Genomic DNA, 22,471 nt, shown 5'->3' on the forward strand with positions numbered 1-22,471 from the left:
TAGGAACGGGTAACATAATAACGTCTCTATCAAATATCTGTCGCCGCTCATGCCTAAAACACCGCTCGCCAGCCGTCCCCACGACCACTCTCACTGCGTGCATACCGCGCTGTCGGAGGCCGATACCCTGTGTGCGCAGAAGGGCTTGCGCCTGACTGCTTTGCGCCGGCGGGTGCTGGAACTCGTCTGGCAGAGCCACAAGCCGCTGGGCGCCTACGACATTCTGGGCGTGCTCAGCGAGCAGGACGGCCGCCGCGCCGCGCCGCCGACCGTGTACCGCGCGCTGGATTTCCTGCTGGAAAACGGCCTGGTACACCGCATTGCCTCACTCAACGCCTTTGTCGGCTGCAACCACCCGGAACACGCGCATCAGGGCCAGTTCCTGATCTGCCGCGAGTGCCACGCCGCCATCGAACTTGAACAAAAAAGCATCAGCGACGCCATCATCAAGAGCTCCGCCGACGTGGGCTTCCGGGTCGAAGGGCAAACGGTCGAAGTGCTCGGCCTGTGCTCGGGCTGCCAGGGGGCTTGATGAGCAACGCGTTAATCCGCCTGGAGCAGGTCGGCGTCACGTTTGCCGGGCAAAACGTGCTGGATAACATCGCGCTGAGCGTCGAACCGGGGCAGATCGTCACCCTGATCGGCCCTAATGGCGCCGGCAAGACCACCCTCGTGCGCGCCGTACTCGGCCTGCTCAAGCCAGACACCGGCAGCGTGTGGCGCAAGCCCAGGCTGCGCGTGGGCTATATGCCGCAGAAGCTGCACGTTGATCCGACGCTGCCGCTGTCGGTGCTGCGCTTCCTGCGCCTGGTACCGGGCGTTGACCGCGCCCGCGCACAGGCCGCCCTCAAGGAAGTCGGGGCCGAACAGGTCATCGACAGCCCGGTGCAAAGCATCTCCGGGGGCGAAATGCAGCGCGTGCTGCTGGCCCGCGCCCTGTTGCGCGAGCCCGAGTTGCTGGTGCTCGATGAGCCTGTGCAGGGCGTCGACGTCGCCGGTCAGGCCGAGCTGTACAGCCTGATCACCCGTCTGCGCGACCGCCATGGCTGCGGCGTGTTGATGGTGTCCCACGACCTGCACCTGGTGATGAGCACCACCGACCAGGTGGTATGCCTCAATCGCCACGTGTGTTGCTCCGGTCATCCGGAACAGGTCAGCGGCGACCCGGCGTTCGTCGAATTGTTCGGCAAGAACGCCCAGAGCCTGGCGATCTATCACCACCATCACGACCATGCCCATGACCTGCATGGTGCCGTGGTTGACGATCCCGCTACGCCCCACACCCACGTTCATGGAGATGGCTGCAAGCATGGCTGATTTTCTGCTCTACGCCCTGCTGGCAGGCTTGGCTTTGGCACTGGTGGCGGGCCCGCTGGGCTCGTTCGTGGTCTGGCGGCGCATGGCGTACTTTGGTGATACGTTGTCCCACGCTGCGCTGCTGGGGGTGGCCCTGGGCTTCCTGCTGGATGTCAGCCCGACCATCGCGGTGACCGTGGGTTGCCTGCTGCTGGCGGTGCTGCTGGTGACCCTGCAACAGCGCCAACCCCTGGCCTCCGACACGCTGCTCGGCATCCTGGCGCCAAGCACCCTGTCCCTGGGCCTGGTGGTGCTGAGCTTTATGCATGAAGTGCGTATCGACCTGATGGCCTACCTGTTCGGCGATCTGCTGGCGATCAGCCCCACCGACCTGGCCTGGATCCTCGGCGGCAGCGCTGCAGTACTGGCGCTGCTGGTGGCCCTGTGGCGCCCGTTGCTGGCAATCACCGTGCACGAAGAGCTGGCAACCGTAGAAGGCCTGCCGGTGCCTGCCCTGCGCATGGCGCTGATGTTATTGATCGCGGTGGTGATCGCTGTCGCGATGAAGATTGTCGGCGTATTGTTAATCACGTCGCTGCTGATCATTCCCGCTGCCGCCGCCCAGCGCCACGCCCGCTCACCGGAGCAGATGGCGATCGGCGCCAGCCTGTTGGGCATGCTTGCAGTGTGCGGGGGCCTGGCGCTGTCCTGGTTCAAAGACACGCCGGCAGGGCCGTCCATTGTGGTCACGGCCGCCGCCCTGTTTCTGCTGAGTTTTGTCCTGCCCCGTCGAGGGGTGTAGACTTGCTCGCTTTTTGCGCAAATAGAGAGTCGCAGGAATGAAGCCGTTCACCTCCCGTTATCTGCTCCTTGCCGCGTTTTCCCTGCTGCTGGGCGCCTGTCAAAGCACACCGCCCGCCGCCCCCGAGGCCCCGGACGCCCGCGCTGCGGCCATCGCGCAGCTGGAGCAAAACCTGGCCAGCAGTGAGTTGGCCACCGCCGAAGACCAACTTGCCAAGCTGCAGGCCCAGTCGCCCAACGACCCGGCACTGGAACCCTACCAACGTCAACTGGCCGAGGCTTACCTGCAGCGCAGCCAGATCGTGCTGCAAAAAGGTGACGTAAACGCTGCCGCTACCGCGCTGAGCCGTGCCCGCGCGCTGATGCCCAAGGCGCCAGCGCTGACCGGTGGCGTGAACAGCGCCATCACCCACGCCCGCAAGGTCGAGTTGGATAAGGCCGAAGAGGCCCTCAAGGCCGCCGAAGCCAAGCCTGCCGCCAAGGTCATCGACCCGGCGGCGCCGAGCACGACCGTGGCGCTGAACCTCACTGATATCGACGAACTGCGCCATCAACTGGATGCGATCGCCACCGACGTGGTGAATTACCAGTGTGATGTGACGATCCAGGCGCCACGCACCCAGGACTACCCGTGGCTGGCCACGTTGCTGGCCAAACGGGTGAAGCGCATTGATTCGGGATATGACCTGAAGATTCACCGGCAGATTCTGAAACATATTCCGGCGCAGGTTGTGCTGATTCCGCGCAAGGCGGAATAAAGCATCGGGGGCTTGCCCCCCGATGGCGATCTAACAAACAACCAAAAAATCAGGCCGGAATCGCCTTAGCCTTCGGCTCACGATCCCAAACCCGATGCTGTGCAATCGCGGCAAAAAACGCCTTGAACGCTTTCGCATCCGAGCCAACGATCAACCCCGCATCCGCCTCTAGCTTCAGCAGATCCAGCAGTGGCTTCACGTCACTGGCAACTGCAATCGCCTTCAGGTGTTTGTAGGCCTCCAGAACGTAATGCAACGCCACACCATCGCCGCTCAGTGCTTTCACCGACTCTTTCCCGCCAGGGATAAACACCGCATCAAACGCAATCGACGGCATGCCTTCCATCGACGCATCCACCGGCAGGCTCTTGCCATCTGCCGTCTTCACCGGCGCCGAGGTCGGCCCCAGCAACTTCGCATGAGCACCTTCTGCCTCCAGGGCTTTTTTCAGCGCATCGATCGCCGCGCCATCCACACCGTTAGCCGCCAGAATCGCGACTTTGCGCGTTTTGATATCACCCGATAGCAGGTTCACCTGGCTCAACGCCGGCGACTCTTTCAGCGACGTCTTACGCGGCGGCACCGTGCCTTTGGTCGGCGCAGGCAAACCAAGGTTCTGCGCGACACGCTTGGCCAGCTCCAGATCGATATTGGCCAGAATCTCGTTGACCTGACGCACACGGATAAACTCGCGCTCCACCTTGCCCAACTCGAAGCTGTAGGCCGCGATGATGTGCTCTTTCTCGTGGTGGCTCATGCTGTGGAAAAACAGCGCGGCTTGCGAGAAGTGGTCGCCAAACGACTCACTGCGCTCACGCACCTTATTGGCGTCGACGCGCTCGTAATAGGTCTCGAAACCACCGTCCTGGGCAGCCGGTGGGGTTTCTTTCGGCCAACCGCCATCAATCGAATTCGGCTCGTACGCGGCACGGCCCTTGTCGATCACGGTGCGGTGCTGGGCGTCACGCTGACCGTTGTGGAAAGGCACCACAGGTCGGTTGATCGGCAGCTCATGAAAGTTCGGACCACCGAGACGGCTGATCTGTGTATCCGTGTAGGAAAACAGACGGCCTTGCAGCAAAGGGTCGTTGGTGAAATCAATGCCCGGCACGATATGGCCAGGGCAAAACGCGACCTGCTCGACTTCGGCAAAGAAGTTATCCGGGTTGCGGTTCAGCACCATCTTGCCCAGCGGCGTGATCGGCACCAGCTCTTCGGGGATGATCTTGGTCGGGTCGAGCAGGTCAAAGTCGAACTTATGCTCGTCTTCTTCCGCAACGATCTGCACACCCAGCTCCCACTCCGGGTAGTCACCGCTTTCAATCGCTTCCCACAGGTCACGACGGTGGTAATCGGTATCTTTACCGGCAAGCTTTTGCGCTTCGTCCCACACCAGCGAGCAAGTGCCGACCTTCGGGTGCCAATGGAACTTAACAAAGCTCGACTTACCTTCGGTATTGATCAAGCGGAAGGTGTGAATGCCAAAACCCTGCATGGCCCGCAGGCTTTTGGGGATGGCACGGTCAGACATCGCCCAGATGACCATGTGCGCCGATTCCGGCTGCAACGAAACAAAATCCCAGAACGTATCGTGGGCCGAGCCGCCTGTAGGAATTTCGTTGTGCGGCTCGGGTTTTACCGCATGCACGAAGTCGGGAAACTTGATCGCATCCTGAATGAAGAACACCGGCATGTTGTTGCCGACCAGATCGAAGTTGCCTTCATCGGTGAAGAACTTCACCGCGAAACCGCGCACGTCACGCACCGTATCGCCGGAACCACGTGGGCCCTGCACCGTGGAGAAACGCACGAACACCGGGGTTTTGTGGCCGGGATCGCGCAGGAACCCCGCCTTGCTCAGCGCAGAATGGTTTTCATAGGTCTGGAAATAGCCATGGGCGCCGGTGCCCCGTGCATGCACGATGCGCTCGGGGATGCGCTCATGGTCAAAGTGCGTGATTTTTTCACGCATGATGAAATCTTCCAGCAGCGAGGGGCCGCGGGCACCGACTTTCAAGGTGTTCTGGTTATCGGAAATCTTCACGCCTTGGTTGGTACGCAGGGCCTGGCCGGTCGCATCGGAACGGAATTCCTCCAGGGCCTGCAGCTTGGCGTTGGTGTTGCCACGGTCCAGGGTATTGGTGCCCGCGAGCTCACTCTTCGACGGGGTGGCTGGCTTCTTGGTACTCATCAGTCAAAACTCCTTATTCAAAGTGGCCAGAGCGGTCCCCGGCTCGTTTGAGCAAAACCCCAGGCACGGCACCTGGGAAATCGAGTTGCTTAAGTAGTGACTGACACGGTTTTGCACCGTTCCTTTTTTGTGACCTTTGATCGCGTTATTGCCAAATCACTGGTTGAATGCGAAATAAATGCTAAGAAACGCTATACGGACAGGCTAAAATGCGCGCCCGGCTAACCGCTGATCCCTTTTCAATGCGCCCCACAAGGTTCGCTACGTGATCGAGTTTCAAAACGTCCATAAAACCTACCGCGTCGCCGGTAAGGATATTCCCGCACTGCACCCGACCAGCCTGCGCGTCGAAAACGGCCAGGTATTTGGCCTGATCGGCCACTCGGGTGCCGGTAAAAGCACGCTGCTGCGCCTGATCAACCGCCTGGAAGAGCCCAGCGGCGGCCAGATCACGGTGGACGGCGAAGAAGTCACCGCCCTGGACGCCAACGGCCTGCGCCGTTTCCGTCAGCAGGTCGGGATGATCTTCCAGCACTTCAACCTCCTGGCTTCCAAGACCGTTGCCGACAACGTGGCCCTGCCACTGACCCTGGCCGGCGAATTGTCGCGCAAGGACATCGACCAACGTGTCGCCGAGCTACTCGCCCGCGTCGGCCTGTCGGACCACGCCAAGAAGTACCCGGCGCAGTTGTCTGGCGGCCAGAAGCAGCGCGTCGGCATCGCCCGCGCCCTGGCGACCAAGCCAAAGATCCTGCTGTGCGACGAAGCCACCAGCGCCCTCGACCCGCAAACCACCGCCTCGGTCCTGCAATTGCTGGCCGAGATCAACCGCGAGCTGAAGCTGACCATCGTGCTGATCACCCATGAAATGGATGTGATCCGCCGCGTATGCGACCAGGTCGCTGTGATGGATGCCGGTGTGATCGTCGAGCAAGGCTCGGTGGCTGACGTGTTCCTGCACCCCAAGCACCCGACCACCAAGCGTTTTGTGCAGGAAGCCGAGCAGGTCGATGAAGGCGAGCAGCGTGATGACTTCGCCCATGTACCGGGTCGCATCGTGCGTCTGACGTTCCAGGGTGAAGCGACCTACGCGCCACTGCTGGGCACTGTCGCCCGCGAAACGGGGGTGGACTACAGCATCCTCGCCGGCCGCATCGACCGCATCAAAGACATCCCCTACGGGCAATTGACCCTGGCGGTCACCGGCGGTGACATGGAAGCGGCCTTTGCCCGCTTCACCGCCGCAGACGTCCACATGGAGGTGCTGCGCTAATGGACGTTCTCTTGAGTTTCTTCGCCAATATCGACTGGTCGGAAATCTGGCTCGCCACCGGCGACACCATGATCATGCTGTTCGGTTCGCTGTTCTTCACCGTGGTACTGGGCCTGCCCTTGGGCGTACTGCTGTTCCTGACCAGCCCGCGCCAGCTGTTTGAGCAAAAAGGCCTGTATGCGCTGCTGTCACTGATCGTGAATATCCTGCGCTCGCTGCCGTTCATCATCCTGTTGATCGTAATGATCCCGTTCACCGTGCTGATCACCGGCACCTCGCTGGGCGTAGCGGGGGCGATCCCGCCGCTGGTGGTGGGTGCCACGCCATTCTTCGCGCGCCTGGTGGAAACCGCCTTGCGTGAAGTGGACCGCGGCATCATCGAAGCCACCCAGTCCATGGGCGCCAGCACCCGCCAGATCATCATCAATGCGCTGCTGCCCGAAGCACGCCCTGGCATCTTCGCGGCGATCACGGTGACGGCGATTACACTGGTGTCCTACACGGCCATGGCCGGTGTCGTCGGTGCCGGCGGCCTGGGTGACTTGGCGATCCGTTTCGGTTACCAGCGTTTCCAGACCGATGTGATGGTAGTCACTGTGGTGATGCTGTTGATCCTGGTGCAAATTCTGCAAACCGTCGGCGACAAGCTGGTGGTGCATTTTTCTCGAAAATAACGGCCATTGCCGGTCAAAAGCCGGCACATGCCCGAACAAGGAGCTTGTTGGATGAAAAAACTACTGGTTGCTTTCGCCGCCGTTGCCGCGTTTTCCGCCCACGCCGCCGACACCCTGAAAGTCGCAGCCTCGCCGGTGCCCCACGCGGAAATCCTGGAATTCGTGAAGCCTGCCCTCGCTAAAGAAGGCGTGGACCTGCAAGTCAAAGTGTTCACTGACTACGTCCAGCCCAACGTCCAAGTAGCGGAAAAGCGCCTGGACGCGAACTTCTTCCAGCACCAGCCATACCTGGATGAGTTCAACAAGGCCAAGGGCACTCACCTGGTGAGCGTCGGCGCTGTGCACCTGGAGCCCCTGGGCGCTTACTCCAGCAAGTACAAAAAACTGGAAGACCTGCCTGACGGTGCCAACGTGGTGATCCCGAACGACGCCACCAACGGCGGCCGCGCGCTGTTACTGCTGGCCAAGCACAACCTGATCACCCTGAAGGACCCGACCAACATCCTGTCGACCATCAAGGACATCACCGAAAACCCGAAAAACCTGAAGTTCCGCGAACTCGAAGCCGCCACCCTGCCGCGCGTGCTGACCCAGGTCGACCTGGCGCTGATCAACACCAACTACGCCCTGGAAGCCAAGCTGGACCCGTCCAAGGACGCCCTGGTGATCGAAGGCAATGACTCGCCTTACGTGAACATCCTGGTGAGCCGCGAAGACAACAAGGATTCGGACGCGATGAAAAAGCTGATTGCAGCCCTGCACACCCCTGAGGTGAAGCAATTCATCCAAGAGAAGTACAAAGGCGCGATCCTGCCGGCGTTCTGATCCGACTCGGTCTCCAACACTCTGGAGATCAAAAAATGTGGGAGGGGGCTTGCCCCCTCCCACATGTGTTGTGTGCTGACTGTTACTTGCGCTGTAACAACCCTGGCAGTTGCGCCACCAGCTTCTGGTTGTTCAGCGGCGCACGGATAAACCCACGCTGGGTACCATCCGGGCCGATCAGCGCGAGGTTGCCGCTGTGGTCGACGGTGTAGTTGGGCTTGCTGGTGTCTGCCGGGATGAACGGGATGCTCACGGCATTCGAGACCTTCTGCACGTCGCCCACATTCGCACCGGTAAGGCCTTGGAACTGCGGGTCGAAGTAACCCAGGTACTGCTTGAGCTGAGTCGGGGTGTCGCGGTTCGGGTCGACGCTGACCAGGATCACCTGAAACTTATCCACAGCCTCTTTAGGCAACTCGCTCTTGATCTGGCGCAGTTGGGCGAGGGTGGTCGGGCAGATGTCAGGGCAGAAGGTGTAGCCGAAGAACAGCAGGCTCCATTTGCCTTGCAACTCGTTGACCAGCACCGGCTGGCCGTCCTGGTTGGTCATGCTCACCGGCGGCAGCTGACGGCTTTGCGGCAGCAGGATGATGCCGGCGTCGATCAGCGCAGTGGGGTCGCCCTGGCCCTTGCCCGACAGCACTTTATTAACGGTCAGGCCCATGATCAACGCGACAATGGCCACCAGGATAAAGACGGTTTTTTGAGTTCGAGTCATAGGTTCAACAGTAAGTAGTGGTCTACGAGCAGGGCGATAAACAGCAGGAACAAGTACCAGATAGAGTACTTGAAGGTGTTGATCGCCGCGTGCGGCTGAGCGCCACGGTACAGCACCCAGGCCCATTGCAGAAAGCGTGCACCCAACAACAGCGCGCACGCCAGGTACAGCGGGCCGCTCATGTGGATCACGTAGGGCATCAGGCTCACCGCCAACAGCGCGAAGGTATAGAGCAGGATATGCACCTTGGTGTAGTGCTCGCCGTGGGTGACCGGCAGCATCGGGATGTCGGCCTTGGCGTATTCCTCCTTGCGGTGGATGGCCAGGGCCCAGAAGTGCGGCGGGGTCCAGGCGAAGATGATCAGCACCAGAAGCAGCGGCTCCGCGCTGACATGCCCCGTGACAGCAACCCACCCCAATAGCGGCGGCGCCGCGCCGGCCAGGCCACCGATCACAATATTCTGCGGTGTCGCGCGCTTGAGAAAACCGGTGTAGATCACCGCGTACCCCAGCAATGAAGCCAGCGTCAGCCATGCCGCCAAAGGATTGGTGAACGCCAGCAGCAAGGCCAGACCCGCCACAGCCAGAAACAACGCAAAGGCCAATGCCGCGACAGGCGAAACGCGCCCCTGCGCCAACGGTCGCTTATGGGTGCGCGCCATCACCGAATCAATCCGCCGATCCACCACATGGTTGACCACCGCCGCGCCGCCCGCACACAGGGCAATGCCCAGATTGCCGAACACCAGCACCGTCCACGGCACGCCTGCACGCGTGGCGAGGAACATGCCCACCAGGGAGGTGATGAGCATCAACACCACCACTTTCGGCTTGGTCAGCTCCAGGTAATCGCGCCAGATCGCCTGGCCCTGACGCGCGCCGATCAAGGTCGCCATGGCATCTCTCCTTTAAGGGTGATGAGGCCGGATACGTGTTTGCGCGGGCTGAACCGCCAGCCGAAGAGCAGTTGATCACGCACCCGGACCAGACTGGTGCGCGCGTGATAATTGACCAGCACCAGCGTCAGCAGCAGCGCAGCGCCACCGGCGTTATGGCCGACCGCCACCGGCAGCGGCAGGCCGAAATACACATTACTCAGGCCCAGGCTGACTTGCGCGGCCAAGGCGATCAACAGCAGGCCCGCAAGCCGCGTCATGCCCACGGCGCGCAACTGCCAGGCCAGGCCGAGCAGCACCAGGGTGACCAGCACTGCACCCACGCGGTGGGTCACGTGGATGGCGGTGCGCGCTTCACTGTCGAGCTGGCCGCCGAGGTAATTCGGCCCGATATGCTGAGTCAGGTGAAAGCCATTGGCAAAGTCAGCCGCCGGCCACCACGCGCCATGGCAGGTTGGCAGGTCGACGCAGGCCACGGCCGCGTAGTTGGAGCTCACCCAGCCGCCCAACGCGATTTGCCCGATCACCAGCACCAGTCCCGCCGTCGCCCAATATTGCAGACGCTTGGGCACGATCAACGCGGGCAGCACGCCGGACATGCGCAAGGTCAGCAAAAACAGCAGGCTCAAGGTCGCAAAGCCGCCCAGTAGATGGCCCGTCACGACCTGCGGCCAGAGCTTCAACGTTACCGTCCACATGCCAAATGCCGCCTGGGCAAACACCACTGCCAACACAAACAACGGCAACTTCACCGGTTGGCCCGGGTCACGGCGATGGCTCCACGAACGCGCCGCCAATAGCACAATCAACAGGCCCAGGGTGCCGGCGAAATAGCGATGAGTCATCTCGGCCCATCCCTTGTCGGCCTCCACCGGCGTATCGGGGAAATGCAATTCGGCATGGGCCAGTTGGGCCTCGCTTTGCGGCACGCTGATAAACCCATAGCAGCCCGGCCAATCCGGACAGCCCAGGCCGGCGTGGGTCAGGCGGGTATAGGCGCCGAGCAGCACGACAATCAGCGCAAGCAAGGTGGCAAATAACGCGAGGCGAAATCCAGGTTTGGCCATGACGATGCCCTTATCCGATGTTCGACAGTTTCAGCAGGTGGCGCAGATCATTGAGCAAGTCCTTGCCCTTGACCTTGGTGTCGTAGCGCAGCACCAGGTTGCCGTGGGGATCGACGATCCACAGCTGCGCCTCGCCCGGCGCAACGGCGTTTTTGGTGAAGGTCGAGAGGTCCAGCGAGTAGCGCTGCAATTGCGGGTATTCGACCTTCAACTTGGCGTCATAGTCGGCACCGACCGGTTGCGCACTGGCCAGGGCATGGCTGGCGCGCGAGGCGTCGCGCCCCAGGCCGATCTGCAATTGGCGTGCGAGGTACACCAGTTGCTGGCAATCCGCAGCGCACGCCGTGGGGGCGGTGACCAGCAACTGCCAGCGCTGTTCGTCGGCCTGCACGCCGATATCGGCGCGGGTCTGACCGTTGCCGATCAGTTCGCCGTGGTAGCTGCGGCTGTCCGGCACCCAGAACTGCAGTTTGTACATGAAGGTGGCCAGCGCCATCGGGCCGATCACCATCAGCAGGATCAGCAGCAACTGCCAGCGGCCTTTACGCCGATCGGGCATCTCAGACATGTTGAGTGGATTCATGGCCGCTCCCATGGTGCTTCTCCTTTGTGTTGTGCCATCCGAGGTAGAGGTAAAGCGCCAGCAGCGCCAACGCCATGGCAAACCATTGCACTGCATAGGCCAGGTGTTTTTCCGGGCCCATGGCAACGATGGGCCAGGTGGTTTCGTACATTGCAGGGCCGGCTTCGGCACGCAGCTCGTAGGCAAAACCGCGGCGGCCCAGCTCAGCCCAGAGTGCGGCGGGGTGCAGCGCGGTCAATAAACGCGGCCACTGCGCAGTCGCAGGGTCCGCATGCAACTGGAAGGTTTCGCCGGGCGCGACGTACACCCAGGCGTCAATATTCAGCAGTTGTTCAGGGGTGCTGAAGGCGGGTGGAGTACGCCGGTCCGGCCAGGGCAGCCAGCCGCGATTGAGCAACAGCCACAGGCCGCTGGCCTGGTCATGAAAGGGTTGCAGCAACTCGACACCGGCCTTGCCGTCACGCATGCGGTTATCCAGCAATACGCTGTGCTCGGCATCTAATTGCCCGCGCAGATGCACGCGGCGAAAGGCAGGGTCCGCCATGTCACCGAGCTGCACACTGCTGATCGGCTCAGCCACGCGGCGTTCGGCATAACTGTCCACCAGCAACTGCTTCTCATGGCCGCGCGACAGTTGCCAGAAACCCAAGCCCACCATCAACGGCAGCAGAATCATCACCACTAAGGTCGGTGCGATACCTGGACGAAAGCGTTTCATGGCGCTGGCTATACTTGTTTTCATTGCCCGCCCATCCCTCAATGCCCACCCAAGCCAGGAACCAGACCATGCTCAAAGCAGCCATTGCCCTGATGCTGATCGCGACCGTCGTGAGCCTGTTCAGTGGCTTGTTCTTTCTGGTCAAGGACGAGGGCCACTCCAACCGCCTCGTCACTGCCTTGACCGTGCGTGTCGTACTGGCCGTGATCACCGTGGCCTTGATCGCCTGGGGCTTTTTCAGCGGCCAGTTGGTGTCTCACGCGCCGTGGTAAATCACCTCACAGCACGTAGACGAAGAAAAACAGCCCGATCCACACCACATCCACAAAGTGCCAATACCAACTGGCCGCCTCGAAGCCGAACTGATGCTCGGCATTGAAGTGCCCGCGCAGGATGCGCATCAGCATCACAAACAGAATGATGGTGCCGATGGTCACGTGGGCACCGTGAAAACCCGTGAGCATAAAGAAGGTCGCGCCATACACGCCGGAGCCCAGGGTCAGCCCCAGCTCCTTGTAGGCGTGGATGTATTCCTCGGCCTGGAACCCCAGGAACGCCAAGCCCAGCAGCACGGTAATCGCCAACCAGATCTTCAACGCGCCGCGATGGCCTTTGCGCAGGGCATGGTGGGCGATGGTGATGGTCACGCTGGAGCTGACCAGCAAAATCGTGTTGACCAACGGCAGGCCCCACGGGCTGATGGTGCCTTCCGGCGCGGGGTACAGCTTGGGATCGGGGTTGTTGAGCAGCGGCCAGGCGAACTCGAAACTCGGCCACAGCATATGCGCGATGCCCTTCGAGCCTTCACCGGCCAACCAGGGCGCAGACATATGCCGCACATAAAACAGCGCACCGAAGAACGCGATAAAGAACATCACCTCGGAAAAGATGAACCACGTCATGCCCCAGCGAAACGAGCGATCCATTTGCGCGCTGTACAAACCGGCGCGACTTTCCTTGATGACCGCGCCAAACCAGCCGAACAGCATGTAGGCCAGCAGCAGGCCGCCAACAAAGAATATCCATGGGCCGTGGGATTCCGGGCGCGCAGCCTTCAGATCGTTAAACCACACGGCCAGGCCATACACGGTGACCAGCATGCCAATCGTGGCAATTATCGGCCATTTGCTTTGCGCTGGTACGTAGTACGTATCATGAGTCGACATGTATTCGCTCTCCTGATTGAGCGGGCAAACAGTAGCTAGCCGCCGGTACGGACAGCCACCGGCGGTTGGCGCGCAGTGATATCAAACAGCGTGTACGCCAGGGTCAAATGCTTCACATCCTTGGGCATGTCGCGGTCGACAATAAAACGCACCGGCATCTCGATGCGCTGGCCTGGCTGCAGCACTTGCTGGGTGAAGCAAAAACATTCGGTCTTGTGGAAGTACATCGCCGCCTCGGCCGGGGAAATGCTCGGCACCGCCTGGGCGGTCATCGGTTTATCGGTAGGGTTGTAGGCCACGAACAGCATCTCCGTGACTGCGCCGGGGTTGACCACCACCTCGTCAGCCTTGGCATAAAAATCCCAGACCATGTCGATGGCATTGGTGGACAGGAACTGCACCCGCACCTGGCGCGTGAGGTCGACGACCTGCTCGCCCTCGTACTGCCCGGCCGTCTTGCCGTTGATGCCGAACGCCTTGCACATCACGTCGTAGATCGGCACCAGGGCAAAGCCGAAGGCGAACATCGCCACCACCAGGATCAGCAGGCGGGTCACCAGGCGCTTGAGGGGCACGGAGTCAGCCATGACATCCCCCTGAAGCGAATGCGATCAGCGTGTTCATTTGACCTCCGGCGGGGTGGTGAAGGTGTGGTATGGCGCGGGCGAAGGCACGCTCCACTCCAGGCCTTCGGCGCCATCCCACGGCTTGGCCGGCGCCGGCGGGCCGCCACGGATGCACTTGATCACGATAAACAGGAAGAAGATCTGCGTGGCGCCGAACATAAACGCGCCAATCGACGAGACCATGTTGAAGTCGGCGAACTGCAGGTTGTAGTCCGGCACCCGCCGCGGCATGCCTGCCAGACCGACGAAGTGCATCGGGAAGAACGCCATGTTCATGCCCACGAAAGACAGCCAGAAATGCAGCTTGCCCAAGGTTTCGTCGTACATGTGGCCGGTCCATTTCGGCAGCCAGTAGTAGGCCGAGGCGAAGATGCCGAAGATCGCGCCGGGCACCAGTACGTAATGGAAGTGCGCCACCACAAAGTAGGTGTCGTGGTACTGGAAGTCCGCCGGGGCAATCGCCAGCATCAACCCGGAGAAGCCACCGATGGTGAACAGGATCACGAAGGCCACCGCGAACAGCATCGGCGTCTCGAAAGTCAGCGAGCCTTGCCACATGGTGCTGACCCAGTTGAACACCTTGACCCCCGTGGGCACGGCGATCAGGAGTGTGGCGTACATGAAAAACAGCTCGCCTACCAACGGAATACCCACCACGAACATATGGTGCGCCCACACGATAAACGAAAGAAACGCGATGCTCGCCGTGGCATAGACCATCGACGTGTAGCCGAACAACGGCTTGCGCGAGAAGGTCGGGATAATCGAACTGACGGCGCCAAACGCCGGCAGGATCATGATGTACACCTCGGGGTGGCCGAAGAACCAGAACACATGCTGGAACAGCACCGGATCACCGCCACCGGCCGCGCTGAAGAAGCTGGTGCCGAAGTGGATGTCCATCAGCATCATGGTCACGCAGCCGGCCAGCACCGGCATCACCGCAATCAGCAGGAACGCGGTGATCAACCAGGTCCAGACGAACAGCGGCATCTTCATCAGGGTCATGCCGGGCGCGCGCAGGTTGAGGATGGTGGCGACCACGTTGATCGCGCCCATGATCGAGCTGATGCCCATCAAGTGGATGGCGAAGATGAAGAACGTCACGCTTTCCGGCGCGTAGGTGGTGGAGAGCGGGGCGTAGAACGTCCAGCCGAAATTCGGCCCGCCGCCCGGTGTGAACAGGGTCGAGACCAGCAGCAGGAACGCCGCCGGCAGCAGCCAGAAGCTGAAGTTGTTCATGCGTGGCAGGGCCATGTCCGGCGCGCCGATCATCAGCGGAATCATCCAGTTGGCCAGGCCGACAAACGCCGGCATCACCGCGCCGAACACCATGATCAGGCCATGCATGGTGGTCATCTGGTTGAAAAACGCCGGCTCGACGATCTGCAGGCCAGGCTGGAACAATTCGGCACGGATCACCATGGCGAACGAGCCGCCGAGCAGGAACATGGTGAACGCGAACCACAGGTACATCGTGCCGATGTCTTTATGGTTGGTGGTCAGCACCCAGCGCATCAGACCCTTCGCGGGGCCGTGGGCATGGTCACTGGCGTGGCCATGGTCATCGATCACAGCGCTCATGGCCGTTCTCCTGCAAGCGAGTGGGCGGTTCGGGTCGGGGCATATGCAATGAAAGAAGTCATTTGCTTTCCGCCTGCTTGATGGCCAGCACATCTTTAGGCGTGACCATGTCGCCTTTGTTGTTACCCCAGGCATTGCGCTCGTAGGTCACCACGGCGGCGATATCCACTTCCGAGAGCTGTTTGCCGAATGCGGCCATCGCAGTACCGGGCTTGCCGTGGTAGACGAGGCTCAGGTGACCTTCCTTGGGCCCGGTGGCGATTTTCGAACCCTTGAGCGCCGGGAACATCGGCGGCAGGCCCTGGCCTTCGGCCTGGTGACAGGCCACGCAGGTGGTGTGGTAGACCTTGTCACCACGGGCCACCAGCTCTTCCAGCGTCCACTCCTTGGAGGTCAGCTCCTTGAGTTTGGCGGCCTCAGCCTTGCGCTCGCCGAGCCAGGTGTCGTAGTCGGCCTTGGACTTGACCTCGACCACAATGGGCATGAAGCCGTGGTCCTTGCCGCACAGCTCTGCACACTGGCCACGGTAGATGCCGGGCTTCTCGACACGGGTCCAGGCCTCGTTGACGAAACCGGGGATGGCATCACGCTTGACCGCAAAGGCCGGCACCCACCAGGAGTGGATCACGTCGGCGGCCGTCACCAGGAAGCGCACCTTGGCGCCCACCGGCAGCACCAGCGGCTGGTCGACCTCCAGCAGGTAATGTTCGCCCTTGGTGGCCTGGTTATGGATCTGCTCGGCAGGCGTGGCCAGGTTGCTGAAGAACTCCACGTCCTGGCCCAGGTATTTGTAGTGCCACTTCCACTGATAGCCGGTGACCTGGATATCGATATCCGACTCAGTGCTGTCGTAGATATTGATCAGGGTCTTGGTCGCCGGAATGGCCATGGCGATCAGGATCAGCAAGGGCACCACGGTCCAGAGGATTTCCACGGTGGTGCTTTCGTGGAATTTGGCCGCGACCTGGCCCGTAGAGCGGCGATGAAGGATCATCGACCAGAACATTGCGCCAAATACGACAATGCCGATCACCACACAGATCCAGAAAATGGTCATGTGCAGGTCAAACACAGCGTGACTGACTTCAGTTGCCCCTGGGGCCATATTCGTTGTCCAGGCGGCGTGCGCCTGGCCGAATACTGACCACAACAGAAGACCCATCCAAACATGTGGATGTCGCGTCATTGCGGGTTCCCCTTATCGTTCTTGTTATCCCGCCGGTTTGCACCTGCGTCGAAGGGAGCGGCTTCCATACTGCTTACAACCGCTTAGCCTTGCCTGCTTATGCAGTCTGGCGTCATCAGCTAATCGCGTACAAAACCGAGTATAGACACGCACTGCAACCCCGCAATGTGTAGGGGCAAATGAGCGAAAATGAGTGGCAAGGGCTAGTAAAACCGGGCGCGGAATCGTTTATCCGAGCATCGATGGCAATTCGATATAACACACACGCATAACCATGAAATAATTATGACAAATGCGTCTTAGGCGCTCGTATAAACGAGCTACCTTATGCTCTCCCTATTCCTACGCCTGCTTCACTGGAGCTTTCATGAACACCGCCGCATTGCGCGAGCAGATTTCCCTTGCCCATCAACACGAATCCAGCACTGGCCAGCTAGCCAAGCAGCTGGAAGAGCAATTGCCGCACCTGCATTCGGCCATTTCCCTGGCTGACGGTGACCGCAACATTGTCATGACCCGCTTTGTCACAGCCTACATCGACCTCGTGCCGGACCTGCTGGACGCCGCCAACGACGTGGCCCGCGAGGCCGGGATCGAAAGCCAGATCAAGCCGGTGCTGAAAATCGCCGAACATTTCTTCCTGCAACCGCCCGCGATCCTGGCAGGCCATGAAGGGCTCGACGGCCTGCTGGACGAGGCTTACCTGGCCCATCGGCTGGTGGAAGAGGTCAACGATCTGTATATCAAGCACTTCGGCCAGCCGTTGATTCCGGCAGACACCACCGTGGCCAACGTGATTGCTCATCAACTGATCGGCGAAGCATTCGCCAACCAACTGGATGAAGCCGTACACCACGCGGTGGACGAGATGCTCAACGAAGACAGCTTTGCGCTGGAGTCGGTAGAGACGTACCGCGAACAGCTGAAAAGCCCGCAGACTGAAGCCGCGTGGAAGCGCTGGCCGTGCCTGTCGCGACAGCTTGGAGTGGAGTTGGCGCTGGATCAGCCGGCTTAAATCTTAAATCAGACACAAAACAAGTGTGGGAGGGGGCTTTTCCCCTCCCACATTTTGATCCGGCTCCCTCAGCCGATTGATGGCGCCGAGCCGATCCCCGTTGTCGTCCTGACGCGGCCTTCCAACCGGCGCTTCAACCCACGCGCCTCAATCACCAGCCTCGACCCCTTGGCCGCGTTCGCCCGGCCCCATTCCTCCAGCAATTCCAGGCAGGAATGGTCGATATAGCTCAGGTTGCTCAGCGGTACGTGCACGGTAGCGCCCGCAGGCACGGTCGACAGCACTTGGGTCAGCGCCGGCACTTTCAGGAAAGTCGCCGCTCCGGTCAAACGCAGCTCCATTTCCCCCTCCTGTGGCAGGTCGATCAGGCTGATTTTCAGGCGCGAGGCCTTGAGCGCCAGCTTGACCAGCGTGAGCCCGAAGCCCACCAGCACGCCGGTCAGCAGGTCGGTAAAAATGATCGCCAACGCGGTGGCGGCGTAGGTAAACATCGGCATACGTCCATAGCGGCCAAGCGCCTTAAAGGCCTTGATGTCCACCAGCTTGATCCCGGTGTACACCAGCACACCCGCCAGGCTCGCCACCGGAATGCTTTGCAGCACGCTCGACAGCAGCAAGACAAAGCCCAGCAGCCACAGGCCATGGAACATCGCTGATAACCGCGTGGTGGCACCGGCCTGGACATTGGCCGAACTGCGCACGATGACGCCGGTCATGGGCAAGGCACCGACCAGGCCGCAGAGCATGTTGCCTACACCTTGGGCAGATAGCTCCTTGTCGAAATCAGAACGCTGGCCGCTGTGCATACGGTCGACCGCAGCCGCTGACAGCAGGGTTTCGGCACTGGCGATAAACGCCACGGCAAATGCGGCGATCAACAACTGGGGGTCGGCCAGGTTCAGCAGGTCGCTGGGGCGCAGCCAGTCGATAGCATCGGAGAGATTCTCAGGGACTTCCACACGCTTGACCTGCAGCGCCAGCACCAGGCTGGTCACCGTTGCCAGGCCAACGCCCAGCAGGGCTCCCGGCACGAAGCGCAGGCTTTGCGGACGGAATTTATCCCACAGGTACATGACCAGCATCGTCGACAAACCGAGCACTCCGGCCTGCCAACCCAGGCCGCCGCCCAAGGTCGGAATAGCCTGCGCCAATGCGGATGGGAAGCCGGCCAGGTTATCCAACCCCGAAGGCTTGGGCGCACCGTCGAGCATCACATGGATCTGCGATAGCACAATCAACACACCGATCCCCGCCAGCATCCCGTACACCACCGCCGGCGCCGTGACGCGGAACCAGCAGCCCAGGCGCAAACGCCCGGCCACCAGCTGCAGGAAGCCGGCCAACAGCAGGATCGGCCCGAGCATCATCATCCCGTGCTGGCGTACCAGCTCGAACACCAAGACCGCCAGACCCGCCGCCGGGCCGCTGACCTGCAGCGGCGAACCCGCCAACCAGCCCACCACCAGGCCACCGATAATCCCGGTGATCAGGCCCTTGGCCGGCGGCATGCCGGACGCGATGGCGATCCCCATGCACAAGGGCAGGGCGACCAGAAACACAACCACGGAGGCGAGCAGCTCCCGTGGTAATACAGCTTTCAATTGAGCAGCACGCATGATGGCTCTCCCGAGGCATTCGCCGGGCGCGGCAAAGCCTGGCTGCATCCATGGCAGCCACCGCTTTACCCGGCAGGGAAGTGTTTTAGAAGCGCGCTTTAGGCGTCGCGGAAGGAATCGGCCCTTCGCCGCTCAACGGTCGGAACGCCGACTGATCAGCATCGTAGGCTCGAATTTCACTGGTCTCGATGTTGTAGATCCAGCCGTGGATAAACAGCTGACCATTGGCCATGCGCGACGCCACCGAGGGATGGGTACGCAAATGCTGGAGTTGGGCGATGACGTTTTCTTCGGTGAGCACTTTCATGCTCTCGCCTTCGTTGGCACAGTCGCAGTTGTCCTCGACCATGGACTTGGCGACTTCGGCGTGCCGCAGCCAGGCCCTTACCGTCGGCATCTTCTCCAGGCTGGCGGGGTTCAGCACCGCACGCATGGCGCCACAATCGGAGTGCCCGCACACGATGATGTGCTGCACGCCCAAGGCCAGTACGGCGTACTCGATGGCAGTGGAAACGCCGCCGTTCATCTGCCCATAAGGCGGCACCACGTTACCGACGTTGCGGGTCACGAACAGATCGCCGGGAGAGCTTTGGGTAATCAGCTCAGGCACGATGCGCGAGTCAGCGCAGGTAATGAACATCGCCCGTGGGCTCTGGGCCGTGGCGAGTTTCTTGAAGAGTTCTTCCTGCTGCGGGAAGACGTCGTGATGGAAATGCAAAAAGCCGTCAACGATATGTTTTAGCGCTGCATCGGCAGACTCCGCCACCTGAGGGGCTGAAGCCGACGCAGCCAACGGCTGTTTATCCTTGTCACTCATGATTCATCCTCTTGATTAATGCAGGGGAGTTTTCAGGTCAGTTCGACGCCAGGCCAGTGAAATAGTTGTAAAAACCACAAACCAGGCTGCCGACTCATCAGTCACTCGCTGAACAAGGTAACCACCGAAACTTAACTCAAACTGAATGAACCGCTCTAGATCGCGGGTTTCAGTGATGTCAAAACGCGACTATTCCTACAAGGAAGGTGCATTCCTCCTCATCAGTCTACAACAATGCCATCTGCCTGCCCGGTGGACAGAACGCCGTGCAATCCAGATTGAAGCCTTCTCGCCGATTCAGCCCCAGGCGTTTGATCGCCTTGCTGAAGCGCTGGGCCAGCAGGTCGGCAAACGGCCCCTCACCGCGCATGCGTACGCCGAAGCGGCTGTCATACACCTCACCACCGCGCACCTGGCGCACCAGGCTCATCACATGGGCCGCACGCTGCGGGTAATGCGCCGCCAGCCACTCCTCAAACAGCGGCGCCACCTCCAGGGGCAGGCGCAACATCATGTACGCCGCACTCTGGGCACCGGCGGCGTGCGCCTCGGTGAGCAGGCTCTCCAACTCACTGTCATTGATCATCGGGATCATCGGTGAGCACAGCACACCCACCGGGATACCGGCCTCGCGCATCACCCGTATCGCCCGCAACCGCGCCTTGGGCGCCGCCGTGCGCGGTTCCAGGATGCGCTTGAGTTCGTCGTCCAGGCTGGTGAGGCTGATCATCACCGCTACCAGGCGCTGCCTGGCCAGCTCAGCCAGCAGGTCGAGGTCGCGCAGGATCAACGACCCCTTGGTAATGATCGTGACCGGGTGCCGATAGCGCAGCAGCACTTCGAGCGTCTGCCGGGTGATCTTGTATTCACGCTCGATGGGCTGGTACGGGTCGGTGTTAGAGCCCAGGTTGATCGGCGCACACACATAGCCCGGCTTCGATAGCTGCTGCTCCAGCACGTCGGCCGCGTTGCTCTTGGCGATCAGCTTGGTTTCGAAATCCAGCCCCGGCGACATGTCCCAATAAGCGTGGCTGGGCCGCGCATAGCAGTAGATGCAGCCATGCTCGCAGCCACGATAGGGATTGATGGAGCGATCGAACGGCAGGTCCGGCGAGTTGTTGCGGGTGATGATGGTCTTGGCCGTCTCGATGCGCACTTCGGTGCCCTGGGTGGGCGGTACTTCCTGGTACCAGCCGTCGTCCTCCGCCACGCTGATGGTGGGCGCAAAGCGGTTATGCAGGTTGGTGGCCGTGCCCCGACCACGGGGCGGCAACGGAGTAGACATGAAGGCGCCTCAATACTGTTTTTATATACAGTATCGAGGCGCACGGTTCCTGACCAGTGCCGTTTGGCGGTCAGTGCTTTTGTGTGACCTGCCCGAGGTCATCGCCCGAGGTGGTGCGCATGTCGTTCTTGCGCAGGTCCGCTACTTCGCCGGCTTTCACCGGCGCACCTTTATTGCCCCAACTGCCACGAATGAAACTGACCACATCCGCCACTTCCTGGTCCGACAGACGCCAGGCGAACGCCGGCATGGTAAAGGTCGACGGCGCCGTGTGAGTGGCCGGCAACGTGCCGCCGTTCAACACGATGTTGATCAGCGACGTGGCATCCGCCGTCTGCAGCACCGGATTGCCCGCCAGTGCCGGGAACACCCGCGTATAACCATGGCCATCGGTACGGTGACAGGCCGCGCAGTTGTCGATATACACCGACGCGCCGGGCTTGCTGTCATCACCCTTCCACAGCGCCTCGGCCACCTGCTTGTCATACTGGTGCGGCTGGTCTTTCGGGTCCACCGCCGGCAGGCTTTTGAGGTAACGCGCGATAGCGGTCAGGTCGTCTTGCGACATGTACTGCATGCTATGGACGACCACATCGCTCATGCCGCCAAACACGGCACTGCGATCACTGCGACCGGTCTTGAGGAATTGCACCAGTTGCTCCTCGCTCCAACTGCCAAGACCGTCCTTGTGGTCGCCGCGCAGGCTCTTGGCGATCCAGCCTTCCAGTGGCGCACTGCCGGACAGAAAGGCATTGCCGTCAGTCGTGCTCAGGGCTTTTTCCTGCATGGTCAGGGCGCGTGGTGTATGGCACGCGCCACAGTGGCCAAGGCCTTCCACCAAGTAGGCGCCGCGACTGATCACTGGGTCTGCACCCGCCACGGCCGGTTTATCCGCCACCTCCGGGGCAAACATCCAGCGCCACGCCGCCAACGGCCAACGCATGCTCAACGGCCACGGAATGTCGCTGGCCTTGTTCTCCTGGGCGACCGGCTCCACGCCCTTCATGAAGTACGCATACAACGCCCGCATATCGCTTTCGCTGACGCGCGCATAAGACGGGTAGGGCATCGCCGGGTAAAGCGTACTACCACTCTTGGCGACGCCGTGACGCACGGCCTTGTCGAAGTCCTCGAAGCTGTAGTCGCCCAGGCCGGTCTTGTCCGGGGTGATGTTGGTGGAATAGATCACACCGATGGGCGTTTCCATTGGCAGGCCCCCGGCGAATGGTTTGCCGCCCTTGGCGGTGTGGCAGGCCACGCAGTCGCCGGCGCGGGCCAGGTATTCGCCCTGCTTGATCAGGTCGGTTTCAGCGGCACTGATCGAGCAACTGCTGAGCAGGGCAAACGTCGCGATAACAAATGCTTTCATGGTCATC

At 61.1% G+C, this 22,471-nt stretch carries 23 protein-coding genes; 9 read left to right on the top strand and 14 right to left on the bottom strand.

Annotated elements, in window-relative coordinates; genetic code table 11:
* Positions 1-49: 49 nt before the first annotated feature.
* Genes AD670_RS00215 through AD670_RS00230 form a run of 4 tightly spaced genes read left to right on the top strand, consistent with a single transcriptional unit; the run spans position 50 to position 2,855 of the window.
* Positions 50-532 (top strand): Fur family transcriptional regulator, encoded by a 483-nt coding sequence (locus AD670_RS00215; RefSeq protein ID WP_053127309.1) that lies wholly within the window; start codon positions 50-52, stop codon positions 530-532.
* Positions 532-1,317, top strand: a complete 786-nt coding sequence (gene znuC, locus AD670_RS00220) for a zinc ABC transporter ATP-binding protein ZnuC (protein ID WP_053127311.1) — start codon at positions 532-534, stop codon at positions 1,315-1,317. The genes AD670_RS00215 and znuC overlap by 1 nt, the downstream gene beginning before the upstream one ends.
* Complete coding sequence (znuB, locus tag AD670_RS00225; protein ID WP_053127313.1) at positions 1,310-2,098, top strand: zinc ABC transporter permease subunit ZnuB; 789 nt, start codon at positions 1,310-1,312, stop codon at positions 2,096-2,098. Before znuC ends, znuB begins: the two co-directional genes overlap by 8 nt.
* A gap of 37 nt (positions 2,099-2,135) precedes the next feature.
* A complete protein-coding gene (locus AD670_RS00230; RefSeq protein ID WP_053127315.1) occupies positions 2,136-2,855 on the top strand; it encodes a PA5502 family lipoprotein in 720 nt (239 codons plus the stop codon).
* A gap of 49 nt (positions 2,856-2,904) precedes the next feature.
* Here the strand turns inward: AD670_RS00230 and katE are convergent, their stop codons facing one another.
* The gene (katE, locus tag AD670_RS00235; protein ID WP_053127317.1) at positions 2,905-5,046 is read right to left on the bottom strand and encodes a catalase HPII; all 2,142 of its coding nucleotides are present in this window, start codon (positions 5,044-5,046) and stop codon (positions 2,905-2,907) included.
* A gap of 265 nt (positions 5,047-5,311) precedes the next feature.
* Between katE and AD670_RS00240 the strand changes: the two genes are divergently transcribed.
* Genes AD670_RS00240 through AD670_RS00250 form a run of 3 tightly spaced genes read left to right on the top strand, consistent with a single transcriptional unit; the run spans position 5,312 to position 7,818 of the window.
* A complete protein-coding gene (locus AD670_RS00240; protein ID WP_053127319.1) occupies positions 5,312-6,319 on the top strand; it encodes a methionine ABC transporter ATP-binding protein in 1,008 nt (335 codons plus the stop codon).
* Positions 6,319-6,993: a methionine ABC transporter permease gene (locus AD670_RS00245; protein WP_053127321.1), complete on the top strand. Its 675-nt coding sequence runs from the start codon at positions 6,319-6,321 to the stop codon at positions 6,991-6,993. The genes AD670_RS00240 and AD670_RS00245 overlap by 1 nt, the downstream gene beginning before the upstream one ends.
* A 51-nt stretch (positions 6,994-7,044) precedes the next feature.
* Positions 7,045-7,818 (top strand): MetQ/NlpA family ABC transporter substrate-binding protein, encoded by a 774-nt coding sequence (locus AD670_RS00250; RefSeq protein WP_053127323.1) that lies wholly within the window; start codon positions 7,045-7,047, stop codon positions 7,816-7,818.
* Positions 7,819-7,900: 82 nt separating this feature from the next.
* Here AD670_RS00250 and AD670_RS00255 read toward each other — a convergent pair whose 3' ends face one another.
* Genes AD670_RS00255 through AD670_RS00275 form a run of 5 tightly spaced genes read right to left on the bottom strand, consistent with a single transcriptional unit; the run spans position 7,901 to position 11,824 of the window.
* Positions 7,901-8,536, bottom strand: coding sequence for an SCO family protein (locus AD670_RS00255; RefSeq protein WP_053127325.1), 636 nt, complete (start codon positions 8,534-8,536; stop codon positions 7,901-7,903).
* Positions 8,533-9,432 (bottom strand): heme o synthase, encoded by a 900-nt coding sequence (gene cyoE, locus AD670_RS00260; RefSeq protein WP_053127327.1) that lies wholly within the window; start codon positions 9,430-9,432, stop codon positions 8,533-8,535. Before cyoE ends, AD670_RS00255 begins: the two co-directional genes overlap by 4 nt.
* Positions 9,420-10,499, bottom strand: a complete 1,080-nt coding sequence (locus AD670_RS00265) for a heme A synthase (protein WP_053127329.1) — start codon at positions 10,497-10,499, stop codon at positions 9,420-9,422. Before AD670_RS00265 ends, cyoE begins: the two co-directional genes overlap by 13 nt.
* 10 nt (positions 10,500-10,509) lie before the next feature.
* Complete coding sequence (locus AD670_RS00270) at positions 10,510-11,094, bottom strand: hypothetical protein (protein WP_053127331.1); 585 nt, start codon at positions 11,092-11,094, stop codon at positions 10,510-10,512.
* Entirely contained in the window at positions 11,060-11,824 is a 765-nt protein-coding gene (locus AD670_RS00275; protein WP_053127333.1) for an SURF1 family protein, read from the bottom strand. Before AD670_RS00275 ends, AD670_RS00270 begins: the two co-directional genes overlap by 35 nt.
* A gap of 44 nt (positions 11,825-11,868) precedes the next feature.
* Here AD670_RS00275 and AD670_RS00280 point away from each other — a divergent pair, with 44 nt between their 5' ends.
* Positions 11,869-12,072, top strand: coding sequence for a twin transmembrane helix small protein (locus AD670_RS00280; RefSeq protein WP_053127335.1), 204 nt, complete (start codon positions 11,869-11,871; stop codon positions 12,070-12,072).
* Positions 12,073-12,078: 6 nt separating this feature from the next.
* On the opposite strand, the gene AD670_RS00285 is transcribed toward AD670_RS00280, so the two are convergent.
* Genes AD670_RS00285 through coxB form a run of 4 tightly spaced genes read right to left on the bottom strand, consistent with a single transcriptional unit; the run spans position 12,079 to position 16,362 of the window.
* Positions 12,079-12,966, bottom strand: a complete 888-nt coding sequence (locus AD670_RS00285) for a cytochrome c oxidase subunit 3 (RefSeq protein ID WP_053127337.1) — start codon at positions 12,964-12,966, stop codon at positions 12,079-12,081.
* Positions 12,967-13,001: 35 nt separating this feature from the next.
* Complete coding sequence (locus AD670_RS00290) at positions 13,002-13,553, bottom strand: cytochrome c oxidase assembly protein (RefSeq protein ID WP_053127339.1); 552 nt, start codon at positions 13,551-13,553, stop codon at positions 13,002-13,004.
* Between the two features lie 33 nt (positions 13,554-13,586).
* On the bottom strand, positions 13,587-15,176 hold the full coding sequence (gene ctaD / locus AD670_RS00295; protein ID WP_017849006.1) for a cytochrome c oxidase subunit I: 1,590 nt from the start codon (positions 15,174-15,176) through the stop codon (positions 13,587-13,589).
* A 58-nt stretch (positions 15,177-15,234) separates the two neighbouring features.
* Entirely contained in the window at positions 15,235-16,362 is a 1,128-nt protein-coding gene (gene coxB / locus AD670_RS00300; protein WP_053127341.1) for a cytochrome c oxidase subunit II, read from the bottom strand.
* 367 nt (positions 16,363-16,729) lie between these two features.
* On the opposite strand from coxB, the gene AD670_RS00305 reads away from it, so the two are divergent.
* Positions 16,730-17,377, top strand: coding sequence for a hypothetical protein (locus tag AD670_RS00305; RefSeq protein ID WP_053127343.1), 648 nt, complete (start codon positions 16,730-16,732; stop codon positions 17,375-17,377).
* A gap of 68 nt (positions 17,378-17,445) precedes the next feature.
* Here the strand turns inward: AD670_RS00305 and AD670_RS00310 are convergent, their stop codons facing one another.
* The 4 genes from AD670_RS00310 to AD670_RS00325 form a co-directional block, all read right to left on the bottom strand.
* Positions 17,446-18,993: a SulP family inorganic anion transporter gene (locus AD670_RS00310; protein ID WP_053127345.1), complete on the bottom strand. Its 1,548-nt coding sequence runs from the start codon at positions 18,991-18,993 to the stop codon at positions 17,446-17,448.
* A gap of 85 nt (positions 18,994-19,078) precedes the next feature.
* Entirely contained in the window at positions 19,079-19,810 is a 732-nt protein-coding gene (locus tag AD670_RS00315) for a carbonic anhydrase (protein WP_027608119.1), read from the bottom strand.
* A gap of 226 nt (positions 19,811-20,036) precedes the next feature.
* The gene (locus tag AD670_RS00320) at positions 20,037-21,095 is read right to left on the bottom strand and encodes a PA0069 family radical SAM protein (protein ID WP_053127347.1); all 1,059 of its coding nucleotides are present in this window, start codon (positions 21,093-21,095) and stop codon (positions 20,037-20,039) included.
* A 70-nt stretch (positions 21,096-21,165) separates the two neighbouring features.
* Entirely contained in the window at positions 21,166-22,464 is a 1,299-nt protein-coding gene (locus AD670_RS00325) for a cytochrome c (protein ID WP_053127349.1), read from the bottom strand.
* Positions 22,465-22,471 lie beyond the last annotated feature (7 nt).

The sequence above is a fragment of the Pseudomonas sp. MIACH genome (genome assembly GCF_001269925.1).
Taxonomy (GTDB): domain Bacteria; phylum Pseudomonadota; class Gammaproteobacteria; order Pseudomonadales; family Pseudomonadaceae; genus Aquipseudomonas.